At 44.3% G+C, this 14,201-nt stretch carries 7 protein-coding genes; 2 read left to right on the top strand and 5 right to left on the bottom strand.

From position 1 onward, the window contains the following. Positions 1 to 8: 8 nt before the first annotated feature. Together CJD36_RS03025 and CJD36_RS03030 are read right to left on the bottom strand one after the other, a co-directional pair. Positions 9 to 2,099: a M16 family metallopeptidase gene (locus CJD36_RS03025; RefSeq protein WP_105037619.1), complete on the bottom strand. Its 2,091-nt coding sequence runs from the start codon at positions 2,097 to 2,099 to the stop codon at positions 9 to 11. Positions 2,100 to 2,140: 41 nt separating this feature from the next. Next, positions 2,141 to 3,550 carry a M16 family metallopeptidase gene (locus tag CJD36_RS03030; protein WP_105037620.1) on the bottom strand — a complete coding sequence of 470 codons (1,410 nt, stop codon included), beginning with the start codon at positions 3,548 to 3,550 and terminating at the stop codon, positions 2,141 to 2,143. 2,003 nt (positions 3,551 to 5,553) lie between these two features. Here CJD36_RS03030 and hxpB point away from each other — a divergent pair. After that, a complete protein-coding gene (gene hxpB / locus CJD36_RS03040; RefSeq protein ID WP_105037622.1) occupies positions 5,554 to 6,207 on the top strand; it encodes a hexitol phosphatase HxpB in 654 nt (217 codons plus the stop codon). Between the two features lie 167 nt (positions 6,208 to 6,374). Here the strand turns inward: hxpB and CJD36_RS03045 are convergent, their stop codons facing one another. Continuing rightward, a complete protein-coding gene (locus CJD36_RS03045) occupies positions 6,375 to 11,027 on the bottom strand; it encodes a PKD domain-containing protein (RefSeq protein WP_161499187.1) in 4,653 nt (1,550 codons plus the stop codon). A gap of 130 nt (positions 11,028 to 11,157) precedes the next feature. Then, positions 11,158 to 11,664, bottom strand: a complete 507-nt coding sequence (locus CJD36_RS03050; protein ID WP_105037624.1) for a DMP19 family protein — start codon at positions 11,662 to 11,664, stop codon at positions 11,158 to 11,160. 18 nt (positions 11,665 to 11,682) lie between these two features. Here CJD36_RS03050 and CJD36_RS03055 point away from each other — a divergent pair, with 18 nt between their 5' ends. Further along, positions 11,683 to 12,729, top strand: coding sequence for a YeiH family protein (locus tag CJD36_RS03055; RefSeq protein ID WP_105037625.1), 1,047 nt, complete (start codon positions 11,683 to 11,685; stop codon positions 12,727 to 12,729). Positions 12,730 to 12,885: 156 nt separating this feature from the next. Here CJD36_RS03055 and CJD36_RS03060 read toward each other — a convergent pair whose 3' ends face one another. After that, positions 12,886 to 14,073, bottom strand: coding sequence for a DUF2252 family protein (locus tag CJD36_RS03060; RefSeq protein WP_105037626.1), 1,188 nt, complete (start codon positions 14,071 to 14,073; stop codon positions 12,886 to 12,888). Positions 14,074 to 14,201 lie beyond the last annotated feature (128 nt).

Here is a 14,201-nt window from a genome sequence, read left to right on the forward strand (position 1 = left end):
AGCTGCTGCTATTTAAACTCAGTTGCAGGTATGTTCTTGTTTACTTCTACGCTCTTTACAGTTGCGTCAAAGGTTTGTCCGCCGGCAGTTTGGCTGATCTTGTAAGCTACCTTGTAACCATTGGTGCCAGGTACTTCTTTGTAATCATCATAATCTGTCATTTCCTGCTTTTCACCTTCGCCTGATATCTTTCTTACCAACAGGTTGGTAGCAGCATCATAATACTCAGTTGATTTCTTACCTTTCTTATCTACAATGTTCAGCACATAAGTTTCCTTGCCCTTAACATTTTCCATGCCTTTCAGCGTGCGCTTGATGCCATATTTAGCATCGTGCAGGTCAGCGGCAATATCAGCACTCTGCTTTACATCTTCAAGATCATCACCGGTGATGTCGTTCTTCTTGCCTTGTGATTCGCCATATCCCTTAGTGCCATCAAATACTTGCTTCTGTACTACCATGCTATTTTCGCCCATGCTAATAGAGATAGTTTGCTTGTACATGTTAGGTGCTTTCTTTGCTTCAACGATAGTCAATGGAGTACCCTGTATTTCAGCCGTCATGGTCAGCTTGATATCTTTGATGCCATTGATAGCTTTTTCACCACCTATAGCCGCTATATATTTCTTATATACGTCAGCTGCTGTGACATTAGCAGGAACTGCCTTTGTTTCAGAAGGGGTAACCGGGTTACCAACATTGTCATAATAATCGATCTTGCCATCGGCAGAGAAACGAGCCAACTTAGGCGCTACATCGTCTTTGCTACCCGCTACAACTATGTTAGCATGGTCAGGGCGAATGTACTTCTTAGCTACGGCCATTACATCATCTGCAGTTACTGCGCTCAGGTTCTTCAGGTAGTTCTGATAGAAATCTTTTGGCATATTGTAACGCTCAATGTTGATAGCATACTGTGCAACACGCTTAGGATCTTCCAAACCTATTGCGAAACCACCTGACAGGTAAGTGATTGAATTCTGCAAAGCAGTATCAGGTACACGCATTGTCTGCATAGACTTCATTTCGTCAAGCAAGGCTTCTACCGAGCTGTCAGATACTATGTTGCGGCACTTTACAGTTGCAGAAAAAGTACCCATCAGGTTATCTTCCTGCAAAGAAGAGTACGCACCATAAGTCCATGCGTGCTTCTCACGAAGATCAAGGAACAGACGGCCCTGTGAACCGCCACCCAATACGGTGTTAGCTACACGAGCCTTGATAGCATCAGCAGAACCCGGCTTCAGGTCTACAGGGTAAGTAACGCTTACTACGCTTTGCACAGCTGCAGTACGTGGTGCAAAAGATACCTTCGTCAGCTTAGTAGTAGCAATTTCGGGGATAGTATATGCACTAACAGGAACGTCCTGCTTGGCCCATCCGCCAAAATACTTCTCTATGATCGGCTTAATTTCTGCTACAGTTACGTCGCCTACAATTGCCATATAGGCTACGTTAGGACGGAAGTAAGTCTGGTAGTAGCGGTTTACGCGATCCAGCGATATTTTGCTGATCGTTGCTTCATTAGCTACTTCACCATAAGGGTGATTCTTACCAAAGTTCACAACAGCGCTTACGTTATTTACCATTGCATCACCATCGTTCTTCTGTGTTTCCAGGCCCGATAGTGCTTTCTTCTTTTCGGCATCCAGTTCGCTCTGCGGGATAGATGCATTCATAGCCACGTCGGCCATCAATTCAAATATCTTATCCTGGTACTTCTTCAATCCGCTACCAGATATGCCTTCTGAATTAACGTTGATGTTCGCACCCATCTTGTCGATCTCGGCATTCAGCTGATCTTTTGTGCGTGTTTTTGTGCCTGACAATAATAGCTCAGACATCATATCGCGGTATCCGGCCATGTCGCCTTCCAGCTCAGGCTTAATATCCAGCTGAATGCTGCAAGAGATAACCGGCAATTTGTGGTTTTCAACCACATATACCTTCATGCCATTAGGTAGTGTGAAGCTCTCTGTCTTTCCCAGTTTTATTTCCGGAGCCGGACCGGGCTTCGGCTTAATACTGCGATCAAGCTGCTGTGCCCACGTAGCACCGCAAAGTGCTATAGAGAGTATGCTTAATGTTACTTTTTTCATTTCGAATATTTTAAAGCCCGCAGGCTGATTAATTGTTGTGATTATTTCTTTTTTGGTGCTGCCTTATCTGTTGTTACAGGTGCCTTTGTTGAGGCTTTAGGAGTTCCTGTGTCCTTGCCCTTGTTCTCTTCGCTCTTAGGCAGGTAGTAAACTACCAGGCGGTTTTCCTTGGTCAGGTACTTGTTGGCAACTCTCTTTATATCTTCCTTAGTTACTTTCTTATAGCGGTCCAGCTCTGTATTGATCAGGTTAGCATCGCCCTGGAAAGTATAATAAGTAGCCAGGTTAGTAGCCACACCAATATCTTTCTGGTTCTGGCTGATGAAATCACTTTCGGCCTGGTTCTGCAACTTTATGTACTCTTCTTCTGTGATACCGTCTTTCTTTACTTTTTCTATTTCCGCAAGCATAGACTGCTCCAGGTCTGCTGCCTTGATACCTACGTTAGCAATACCCAGCATTATGTTCAGGCCCGGTGCTTCATTGCCCAGATCGAACGCTGCTGCCTGTACGGCTTTCTGCTGCTTGTCTACTATTTCCTTTTCAAAGCGTGAGCTCTTACCCTGAGATAACAACTGAGTCAACAGCTGTATAGCATAGTAATCGTCAGTGCCCTGCTTAGGGGTGTGGTAAGCCACTATAACTGCAGGCAACTGAACGTTATCATAGAAGTTAACGCGCTTTTCAGCTTTCTGCTCCGGCTCTACAACAGTAGGGCGGGGTATAGCCATAGTACCCTTAGGTATATCGCCATAGTACTTAGCTATCAGGTTCTTTGCCTGCTCTTCGGTGAAATCACCTGAGATAACCAATACCGCATTGTTAGGTACATAGAACGTCTTGTAGAAGTTCATGAACTCGCCCAGTGTAGCCTGGTCTATATATTGTTCCTTACCAATAGGGCTCCATTTGTAAGGGTAGGTAGTGTAAGCGTTTTCGAAGATCACATTGATCAACTGGCCATACGGACGGTTGTCATAGCTCTGCTTCTTTTCTTCCTTTACTACTTTACGCTGTGTTTCCACACCAATATCATCGATCTTGGCATGCAGCATGCGCTCAGACTCCATCCACAAAGCCATTTCCAGCTGGTTAGATGGCAATATTTCAAAATAGAACGTACGATCCTGCGTTGTGTTGGCGTTCAACTGGCCACCGGCTGCCTGAATGAATTTCATGTATTCACCACGCTTGATGTTATCACTACCTTCGAACAACAGGTGCTCAAAGAAGTGAGCGAAACCCGTGCGCTGCGGATCTTCGTTTTTAGAACCTACATGGTACATAACCGAAACCGCTACTATAGGTGTAGAGTGGTCTTCCTGTAGGATCACGTGAAGCCCGTTGGGCAAATTGTATTCGGTAAATTTAATGGTGGCTTTAGCTTGCTGTGCACTCATGGTGAGCATAGAAGCTCCCAACAGCAGGCTATAAAAAGCATTTCGCTTCATAATTTGTTGAAATTTGCGTCAAAAATAGTCATTGGCGGCATATGTAGGTGGTATCACCCTAAAAATTCCCCCTATTTTTCACTTTGGTGGGTTGAACTGTCTGAACTGTGATGGCAGTGATTGAATGATGGGCTATGAATTAATGAGGGGTATAGCAAAGAACGCAAAGGCTATTAGGTTTTGGAGCGCGCCAAGATTTGATGTTTATTTCCCGGTAACTTGCCCGATGGGTTGTCTGAACCATGATTTATAGGATTTAAGGATGCCCGATTGATGCTTTTTTAAAGAGGACCGGTCCGATGGCTGTTAGTCAGAAGACACAACAGCGGCGAACGCGGAGGTGATTCGTGGGTGATGCCCGATGGAAATGAAATTCTAATCGGGCATTGGGGTTGTGTAAGTTGTTGGTTGTCATTTGGTTGTGGTTTTGGGTTATGCCCGATTGTGCCCGATGGGTGTTTGGTTGTGCTCAGTTGCTTTATCCAACCGCTTATTTTCTTTCTTTGTGCAGCCGTCCCGCAATAAGCGGGATAAACTCCAAAAGAAACAAACCTGCCTGCCGGCAGGCAGGGAAAGCGGCATCCCGAAGGCTTTCGATAAACTCAGGATGACAAGCTCCGCACGCAAAAGGAGCCAGGCTGCGCATTGTTGTGGTTGGCCAGACCGCTCTTCGCAAGCTCAGCCAACGCTTCTAGTTCGGCCGCCGTTGTCTTGAAATTTATGGTGATGCCCGATGGAAATGAAATTTTAATCGGGCATCGGTTTGGTGTAAGTTGTTGTTTTTCATGTGGTTGTGATTTTGGGGGATGCCCGATCGTGCCCGATAAAATGAGGGCTGGGAGCGAAAGTGCGGAGAGCGATTTGGTGGGCTATGAACTATTGTGTTGCATTAGATTTTTTATTGATTGTCTGGTGTTGTTGGGTGGTTTTCCGCCAATGTGTGTTTTTTGCGTTTCCGGCAGTTTTTTTTGGTGCGTTTCCTACCTGTTTCTTTGTGGTAGGGTGTTTCCGCTGTTTTCAGAAATTGCCAGTTTCCGCAGTTTTCCGCAGTTTTTCTGCACTTTTCCGCCAGTTCTTGCTAGTTTGAGACAATAATTTTCAAGTGAAAGGAACAGCTTGATGCCTTATTAGACGCATAAAGTGATTGTTGGTATCGGGTGCAATTTACAATGGCATTGTAATATGGAAAAGAACATTAACAAAATGTGGATATCTTTAGGAAAGTTGGCTGATGGGCATGTGGTTTGTAATTATATTGGTAACTTGTTTAGGGGAATCGCGAGATTTCTTACCAGTCGAGCTAAGTCGGTAGACTTTGCTCAGCATACCGGTGTGATGCGCGTTTTGTATTTTACAGTCACCTTACGATTAAGTTAAAGTTGGGCGCTCTATAACATATACTATCGCCAGGTTTAAGTACCATAATATTTTCGAAGAACAAATGACTTCGCTCTGCCAGGTTTATTTGCTCTATCAATTGCTTGGGAATCAAGTTGCCATCAATGATTTGGCCGGGTACATAATTACCATGGCCGACCAAGTGCGAAAGTTCATAATAGCCAACTTTGCTTCGGTTGTCTGGAGAAAGTACGACTAAGCCGTTTAAAACATCTTTAATGAAGTCCTGTCTGGTGCATTCAACATCAAAACCAGATAGCCGAACCGTTAGTGAACTGTCTATGTCATTGTGATGTCTTGGGGGACCGTGAAATTTTGTTTCAGGGAGCTTCTTTGGTTGTGCAATGACTACAATATACACGAGACACAACAACACAATAATGTGAACAATTTTCATAACGTGAATCTACATACTTTTCGCTCACGAAAATTACCCCTCCCCAGCTCGACGTAGTCTATTCACAAAAAACAAATGAAACGGATGCTAAGCGAAGAGTATTGACTTCGGTCAGCATAGCAATTCAATATTGTCTTTATGATGTTAGGTTACAAAGTAGATTTTTAACTTTTACCATACCACCATTACCACCTATTTTTGCAGCGAAATGATCACTACAGTTATATATGATATGGATGGCCTGTTACTGGATACGGAGCCACTATGGGGAGAGAGTATGCTGCGCATAGCAGGTAACAACAATATTAATATTACCGCCAAACAGTTTAAAGAAACTACCGGGCTGCGCATATACGAGGTTACCGACCATTGGGCCATACATTATCCCTGGGAGGGTAAGACCGCCCGGGAAGTTGCTGATGAGATATTAGAAGATATTATAGACTCTTCTAAAAAGCACGGTATTGTGCTGAAGGGAGTAGAGCAATCATTACAATTATTGAGGGCCAATAATTATAAGATAGGCCTGGCATCATCGTCGGCCAGGCGTATGATAGATGAACTGATTGCTCATTTCGGGCTTACTCATTATTTTGATGTGATCACTTCTGCAGATGCGGTGGAGTTGGGCAAGCCTCACCCGGCTGTGTTTCTTCATTGTGCGCAATTGCTTGATTCTAAACCACATGAGTGCCTTGTGCTGGAAGATTCTGTAAATGGTATGATAGCAGGTAAGGCCGCACGTATGAAGGTTGTAGTAGTTCCCGATGCGCTACATTTCAATGATCCCCGTTTCTCCATAGCTGATGCTAAACTGAACAGCCTGGAGGAATTTGATATGGATTTTGTGAAGGGATTTTGAGGGCAAAATTCAACCGCAACGGTAATCAAACTACTCTGGTAGAGAAGCATAATTGCGTCTCCTAAGCGGTAGGGAACTGTATCTACATTATATACATCAGTAAAGCGTCCATCACCAATTGTGCTATGTGGAGACGCAATTATGCAATCTCTACGTGCTTGTTGCTATTACCTCAGCAATGTCAGATTACCCTGGTGATGTTCTTTCTGGCCATCTTTGAATGTGGCGTCAATGGAGTAGACAAATACACCTTCGGGTTGTGGTTCGTTGTTATACATGCCATCCCATCCGCGGCCATCTACGCTGGTAGTTTCAAAGATCAGGTTGCCCCAACGGTTATAGATGCCCATTCTGAATTGTGTCAACCCTCTTGAAAGCAGTTCACGTGGCAGGAAGTAATCATTGATACCGTCGCCATTAGGAGAGAATACATTCGGGATATTCAGATAGCAATCGTTGCCGATATTTACATCGTCAGATGATTCGCAACCACCAATATTTACTGTGGCGGTATAGGTGCCTGGCTCTGCTATTGATATTTGCGGAGTGGTCTCACCGGTGTTCCACACCCAACGAGCATTAGGGTTCATGGCATTGCGGTAATCATATAATACCAGCGGTATACTAGCACCCAGGCATATGGCAGTATCGGGGCCAAGGTCTATCAGCGGGTACGGTATCACGTTGATCTTAATGCTTGCTGTAGTATCAGGGCATGCGCGATACATGGCCTTAATGGTAACGGTAAACACGCCTGCATTCTCGTAAGAGTGTGTAACAGGGTTTACATCGCGGATACTATCTGTATTGCTGAATGTCCATAATACGCCTGTGTTACCTTGCGCGTCATACTGACCTACAAATGTTATAGCGCCTCCTTTACATAGCACGCTATCGCTGGATGCCAGACCAACACCGCTTATAGGGTCTACTTCCAGTACCTTACTGGCAGTATCAAAGCAAGGAACAAAATTAGAAACGGCAAGCACTACATTATAGATGCCAGGGGTAGTGTAGGTGTGTATATAATTAGTTGCGCCAGATGTAGTACCATCGCCAAACACCCAATTGTAATTGAGCGATGTACCCAAAGAGGTGTTGGTGAAAGTAACAGGCCTGCCTATACAAACGAAACTGTCGGGGTTAGCAGTGAAGTGTGCATTGACAAGGTTGTCGAGGTTAATTGACTTTGTGATGCTATCTATACACCTGGTGTTGGTGATGACCAGCTTTATATCATATACGCCCGGAGTAGTGTATACGTGAGTAGGATTAGTTGCTGTACTTGTAGTGCCATCGCCCCAATACCACGTATAGGTAAGGTCTGATGCCGGCCATGAGGTGTTCGTACAAACGATGGTATCGCCCTTACAATTTTTCGTGAGCACATAATTAAAGCCGGGAATAATAGGCGGGGCATCTAATGTGTCGTGACCAAAGGTTGCAGATACGCAGGCAGCAGTTGTATAGGCGAAAATATTTGAATAGATGCCTTCACAAAGATTAGGAATAACTACAGTGCTATCTGATGGGATGTTCACGCTGATAAGCGGCTGAGGTACACCATTCAAGGAGTATTTGATCGTGTCTATTTGTGATGGATGTAAACCCAATAAAGTAATGGTTCCGTCGCAGAATCCGCACTTAGTAGGATCGGTATAGGTAACCTTGCGTAGTGTAAATGGCGGATTGACCAATGTGAATGGACCTACGGTAGCAGTAGCGCATGTACTGAATACTGCAAATATATTACTGTATACGCCCTGATCCAGACCGGTCAACACTACGGTGCCTGCTGCGGAAACCAACAATACTATAGGTGGTTGAGGCACTCCGTTCAATGTGTACTTAATCGTGTCCGCATCGCCTGGATAAAGATTGCTTATTGTTATTTTACCGTCACGTGCAGCGCAATAGCTTGGGTTGGTGAATGTGGCCGTTGGAATGAGTAGCGGAGGATTGGTGAGGGTGATCGGTCCGATAGGAGTGGTCACACAATTGGCATAGGTGGCAGTGATGTTTGTGTACACACCTGCGCCAAGTCCGGTTAAGGTTACAGTACCGGCGGCAGATACAACAAAAGTCTGGAAGGGTTGCAAGATACCGTTCTTATAGAATTTGATGGTATCGAGATCACCCGGATGCAGGTTGCTGATCGTTATGGTTCCGTCAAAGTGACCGCAATAACTTGGGTTGGTGAATGTACCTGATGTAGCCAGTATGGGTGGATTAACCAATGTATAAGGGCCAATAGCAGGGGTAGCACATGGGCCGTAGGTAGTGATGATGTTGGTATAAACACCCGCACCAAGTCCGGTTATTGTTACAGTACCCGATGCTGATACGGTGAGCACTACAAATGGCTGTAGTACACCATTCAGGTAATATTTTACAGTATCGGCATCGCCCGCATGTAGTCCGCTAATGGTAATGCTGCCATCGTTATGCCCGCAATAACTAGGGTTGATGAATGTTGCAGTTGGTACAGGTATTGGTGGGTTAACTAATGTTACAGGTCCCAAAGGTGTGGTAACACATGGTCCGAAAGTAGCCGTAATGTTAGTGTATAATCCTGCGCCAAGGTTTGGTATGACAATGCTGCCGGCAGCATTTACAGTGAGTATCAATACAGGTTGCAATACGCCATTGAGGAAATACCTGATGGTATCTGCATCGCCGGGGTGTAGGTTACTTACAGTTATACTTCCGTCATAATGACCACAATAGCTTGGGTTAACGAAAGTAAATGTAGGCGTAGGGATGGGTGGATTTACCAAGGTTACAGGACCTACCGGGCTTGAAGCACACTGGCCATATGTGGCTGATATATTGGTGTAAACACCGGCATATAGGTTCACAATTGTAACGGTAGAGTCAGCGGCTACGGTGAATATTTGTGGTGGTTGTATGATGCCATTGTAGGTAAACTTGATGGTATCTACATATCCGGGGTGAAGGTGATAGATCTTAATGGTTCCATCATTGTGTCCGCAATAAGTAGGGTTTGTGAAGGTTACTGTTATTGGTGGAACAGGTGGATTGGCCAACAGGAATGGTCCTATAGGTGTTGACAGGCAATTGCCGTAAGTGATAATGAAATCGCTGTATACACCGGACAATAAGCCGGTGAGCACAACTATGCCACCTGCCGTTGCTGTTCTTACAATGGATGGCTGTAAAGCTCCGTTAAGCGTATAGCTTATAGATACTGTAGCGCTGGCAGCAATGCCAGACAGCGTAATTGTTCCATTGGCTAATCCGCAATAGGTGGGATTGGTAAATGTACCAGTAATAGCCGGTGCAACAGGTGCGGCAATATTGATAGGAATTGATGTCATGCAGCCATAAGCGCCTGAACCACGCACTGTTATTGTGTAAGTATTGGGAACAAGACTATCTGTAATTGTACCAAATAAACCGGGGAATGTTTGAAAGGTATCTGCGGGAGGGCGTGATACAAGTATGGTCCATGGGGAGCCGAGACCAGATGGCGTAACGGAAATAAACGCCTTTCTTAAACACGTAGCGGGCGATATTATAGTTCCTGTCAAACTTGGCGATGGAGAAACGGTGATGGTATAAGCGAGTGTCTGGGTACTGGATAGCGGACAGTTATCGTCGGTGTAAGTAATGTAAAAAATGTACGATCCAAGGGCAATACTTGTAGAGGTCCATGTTATGTTTACCTGTGGTGTAGGTGTGCCATTATTGATAACATTAAAAACCGCTCCGGTAGGCAATCCTGATGCGGATACGGTTATATTGTTTAGCGGATTGGCTTCGGTAGGAAAAATATTCAGGGTAAAAGGTCCGGAATTCTGGCAAATATGAAAATGTATGGAATCATCTATGACACCATTTGTTGTAGTTGTAAATGCGCCTGTAGGGCCGGTATTGGTGCATGTCAGCACAAGGAAGGTCATTTCGCGTTGGCTGGAACCTACGAATACGCCATTTCTATACTCACGTACATTATATACGACCAGCGATCGCTGCAGTGCATTAGGGAAAAAGGATATCTGCCCGGTGTGAGAGTCGAATGAAAAGGTAGTGGCAGCCAGTGGAGCGGTTGCTGTGTAAGGTGGAATGTAGACCGGATCGCCTGAAGTAGCACAAGTGGCAGAAACGCCGCCACCGCCGGGTGAACCACCCCTGCCGGCAACTAGTGCAAATGATAAACTATCTCCATCGGCATCTACTGCGCCCGGATTGTAATTGTCGTTGTTATTGAGGCAAAAGAAAGGAGTGGGTACAACAGTAAGTATGGGACTGGAATTGTGTGTAATAGTATTGTTCAGGGTATCTACCAATTCAGTGACAGTGCCACTAAGAATGTTGGTAATTGCTGCAGCCCTACCTGCACCGCCTGCAGATCCGCCCATGTATCCATAATAAACAAAACGCCAAACTGAAGAGGCATAGGGAACAGTGTAAGTGCCTGTATAGACAAACTTCTTAATGCCGGGAATGGCGTTGGATGTGTTGGTGCACTGTGTATTATTGATATCAGCTGGACATACCGGGGTTATTTCTACACCCGCAGTTGGTGCCTGTATGGTAAGGTTAAATGAACTTATTGAAGTATTGCCATCGAAAATACAGATCTTAGGAACCGCGGAAGGCAATGATGCAAATGCACTGGATGAAGCCGGTCCACAGTCGCCATAAGCGATGAGGGTAATCTTATAGGTATTGCCATTTACCCAGGTGTAAAAAAGATCTAATCCAACTATATGAGATGCGAACGCGTTTGAGCTAAGGCACAATAATAACAATGCAGAAACGACATACCGAAAATAGCAAAATATTTTGCGATGCATATAGTGTATTATAACAGGGTAGAGAAAATTATGTGTATGTGATAATAAGTATGTAAATATATATATTCTACATGAATAATGACGTGATGAGGCCTGTATTAGGGGTGAAATGACAATTTTTATAGGTGTATCAAGTCGCAATAAACTCTTGGAGGTGTGAAACTGCATAGTCAAGCATCAATTTTTCCGTAGCCAGGTTAAGGTTGGCATATCGCTGATCAATGATCTCAAACTCTATAAATTCTTCATACAGGCGGGCAAACTCTTCTACTGTAGTGGTACGGCCCAACTGTTCCATATTGAGCACATATACCTTCAAAACATCATCTAGCACTATGGCCATTTCAAAAGCGCCAACCATATTGAGTTGTTCGATAAGCGAGGGCATTAGTCCTATATATCCATTTTGTATAAACTGGATAAAGCCCCCCTGCACTACCTGAGTGCGGAGATAATCGTAACCGAGCAGTAGTTGCTGACCCGGAGAAAGATCATCCATAAAGTCGAATGATTGCCTTTTGTATAACTCTTCGTGGAGGGGTTCTACCAGCATTTCATAGAGTTCGTCATACATCGCATTTTTATATGCGACATTTATTTTGTCCTTATCTACAGCAGGTAGAAAATTGCTAACCATAATATTATCTTTGCGCCGATGAAAAATACATTAATTACAATACCTGACCAATTTCGCAAGGTAATTTTTATCATTTTATTGGGACTTTGTATTGTATTACCGCTTGATGCAGTGCCGGGTATGCCTGTTTACGTCAGTGCTCCTATTGCTTTGTTATTGGGATTAATGGTGGCCATCATTATAGGCCACCCCTATATTAAGCAGAATAAGAAAGCCACTACTATGTTGCTGCAGATATCTGTAGTGCTATTGGGCTTCCACCTGGATCTGGAACATGCCATGAAAGCAGGTAGCAAGGGGTTTGTATTTACCATTACCACTATTATACTTACACTGGTTGTTGGCTACTTTTTGGGTAAATGGTTGAAAATTGACAAGAAGACATCTTTCCTTATTTCTAATGGTACTGCTATATGCGGTGGCAGTGCCATTGCTGCTGTAGCGCCAATTGTTGATGCAAACGACCAGGAAATAAGCGTATCGCTTGGGACTGTGTTTATTCTTAATTCTATTGCCTTACTGATCTTTCCTTCTATAGGTCACTACCTGAATATGTCGGCAGAGCAGTTTGGAACGTGGTGTGCTATTGCCATACATGATACCAGCTCGGTAGTTGGAGCTGCCAGTAACTATAAAGATACCATGGGCAATGAGGCACTAACTATAGCAACAACCATAAAACTGGAGCGCGCTTTGTGGATCATACCCATTGCTTTGATCACGGCATACTTTCAGAAGAATACCGGCAAGAAGCTAAAGCTGCCTTATTTCATATTCTACTTTATCATTGCAATAGTAGTGTCTACTTATCTGCCGGTTTATGTTCCTGCGCTGAATAGCAAGATAGATCTGCGTGGCCCATTTGCAGCTCACTCTGAAACTTTCTTTAACTACCTGTATCTGATAGGCAAGAAAGGACTGGTGGTGACGCTTTTCCTGATCGGGTCGGGATTGTCGTTGACTACTATAAGGCAGGTAGGGTTTAAGCCAATTTTGCAGGGTGTGTTATTGTGGATATTAATTGGTAGTGTATCGTTGTTTGTGATCACGCATACGCTCAGTTGATGGGGATTTTTGATTTTTCTCAGCCGCTTTGGAGACGCACCCTTCGATAAAAACTCAGGGTGACAATGCGTCTCAACCAGAGGTGTCTGGTGACTAGCCATTCATAGTTTATATTATTCAAAGCGTGCTACTACTGAGTTTTTTGTTCTCGAGTCATTAACGACTGACCGCCTGCCGGTCACAAAACATTTTATAGTACTTCTGGTTCTTGATAGCCAGTGTACCGCTAAGGTCTAAAATGTCTCTTTGCCATTGTTGTTTTTTGGCAAATTTTACTAATTCGTCGGTAGTTGATGCGGTGAAGTTTCCGCTGCTACGCAGGTGTGCGTAGGCTAACAGGCGGGCCATTTCTTTCGCTACTTCACTTAATCGGCTAAAATCCTGATCGAAATATTCTAATGACATTCTATCGGATGAGGGTTGCAGCTCCTTTACAACGTACCAATTGTCGGCCATTTTGTGTGGCACTATGAAGGCTGGTGGGGTAAACTGCATGAGGTTGCCGGTAGTAATGATGCGCTCAGCGTCGTTTTTGAAACGGGGTTGTTTTATAGTTGTTGATTCGAGGTAGCAAGAGGGCCTTGACTCTTTTACGTCAATGAGGTATTGCTTGCCCTTGGCTTTAGAGAAGAAGAGCATGCAATAGCGGTTTTGCCCCAGGCTGCCAGTGCCGGCTATGCGGATGGCTGCATCTTCAAACACCATCTGACTGTACTTTGGACTTTTGGTAAGCAGGGGAGTGATGCTTTCGAATAAGGCGATCTTCCTGTCTTTGTCCATGGGCAGGTAGCGCTTACCATCAGTCTTTAATTTAAGTACGCCCTTTTCTTTTACGGTTCTTTTGGCAATAAATGCATCCCTGTTCATGGTGCTCATCTGGCCGAAATACTTTTTAAATTCTCCGTAAGCAACTTCAGACTCCAGCATCATGGCCTTGCGTTTGGCTATGGTTGCGGTATAGGTGTCCAGTATATCGTGTATGGCTTTGTGTACTTTCACATGAGCCACATTCATTTGCGCGGCGGCAACAATTATGCTGGTAATGAAGCGGGTGAGTTCTGTCTCGGGGCTGCCCAGAAAGGCCTCGTCAAAATCATTAATGTCGAAATACACCTGGCGGTTATCTCCTTTATAAGACCCGAAGTTTTCAAAGTGCGCATCGCCACACGTCCATGTTCTGATCTTTGGTTTGTTTTTGTACAGCTTAGCAAAGTCCTCTGCAAATAAATGACAAGTACCCCTGTAAAAACGGAAAGGGCTCTCCTGCAAAGCTTTCCATTTAAATTGGTGGAGTTGCTCAGGAACACCCATATTATACCTATCCAACCGTTTGATCAGAGACATGTATTGAATCTTATTTTAGCTTACAGTAGCGGGGCTTCTGGTAATCAGTAGATTATAGCCATAACTACTCAATCGCGATATGAAGGTACTCACTTTTGTGGTGTAGGGATAACTGCTGTGTTATTTTT

The sequence above is a fragment of the Flavipsychrobacter stenotrophus genome (assembly GCF_002954265.1).
Classification (GTDB): domain Bacteria; phylum Bacteroidota; class Bacteroidia; order Chitinophagales; family Chitinophagaceae; genus Flavipsychrobacter; species Flavipsychrobacter stenotrophus.

Bases quoted from the DNA above. Each gene is read 5' to 3' on its own strand.
- CJD36_RS03025 (WP_105037619.1), bottom strand. From the start codon at position 2,099: ATGAAAAAAGTAACATTAAGCATACTCTCTATAGCACTTTGCGGTGCT.
- CJD36_RS03030 (WP_105037620.1), bottom strand. From the start codon at position 3,550: ATGAAGCGAAATGCTTTTTATAGCCTGCTGTTGGGAGCTTCTATGCTC.
- hxpB (WP_105037622.1), top strand. From the start codon at position 5,554: ATGATCACTACAGTTATATATGATATGGATGGCCTGTTACTGGATACG.
- CJD36_RS03045 (WP_161499187.1), bottom strand. From the start codon at position 11,027: ATGCATCGCAAAATATTTTGCTATTTTCGGTATGTCGTTTCTGCATTG.
- CJD36_RS03050 (WP_105037624.1), bottom strand. From the start codon at position 11,664: ATGGTTAGCAATTTTCTACCTGCTGTAGATAAGGACAAAATAAATGTC.
- CJD36_RS03055 (WP_105037625.1), top strand. From the start codon at position 11,683: ATGAAAAATACATTAATTACAATACCTGACCAATTTCGCAAGGTAATT.
- CJD36_RS03060 (WP_105037626.1), bottom strand. From the start codon at position 14,073: ATGTCTCTGATCAAACGGTTGGATAGGTATAATATGGGTGTTCCTGAG.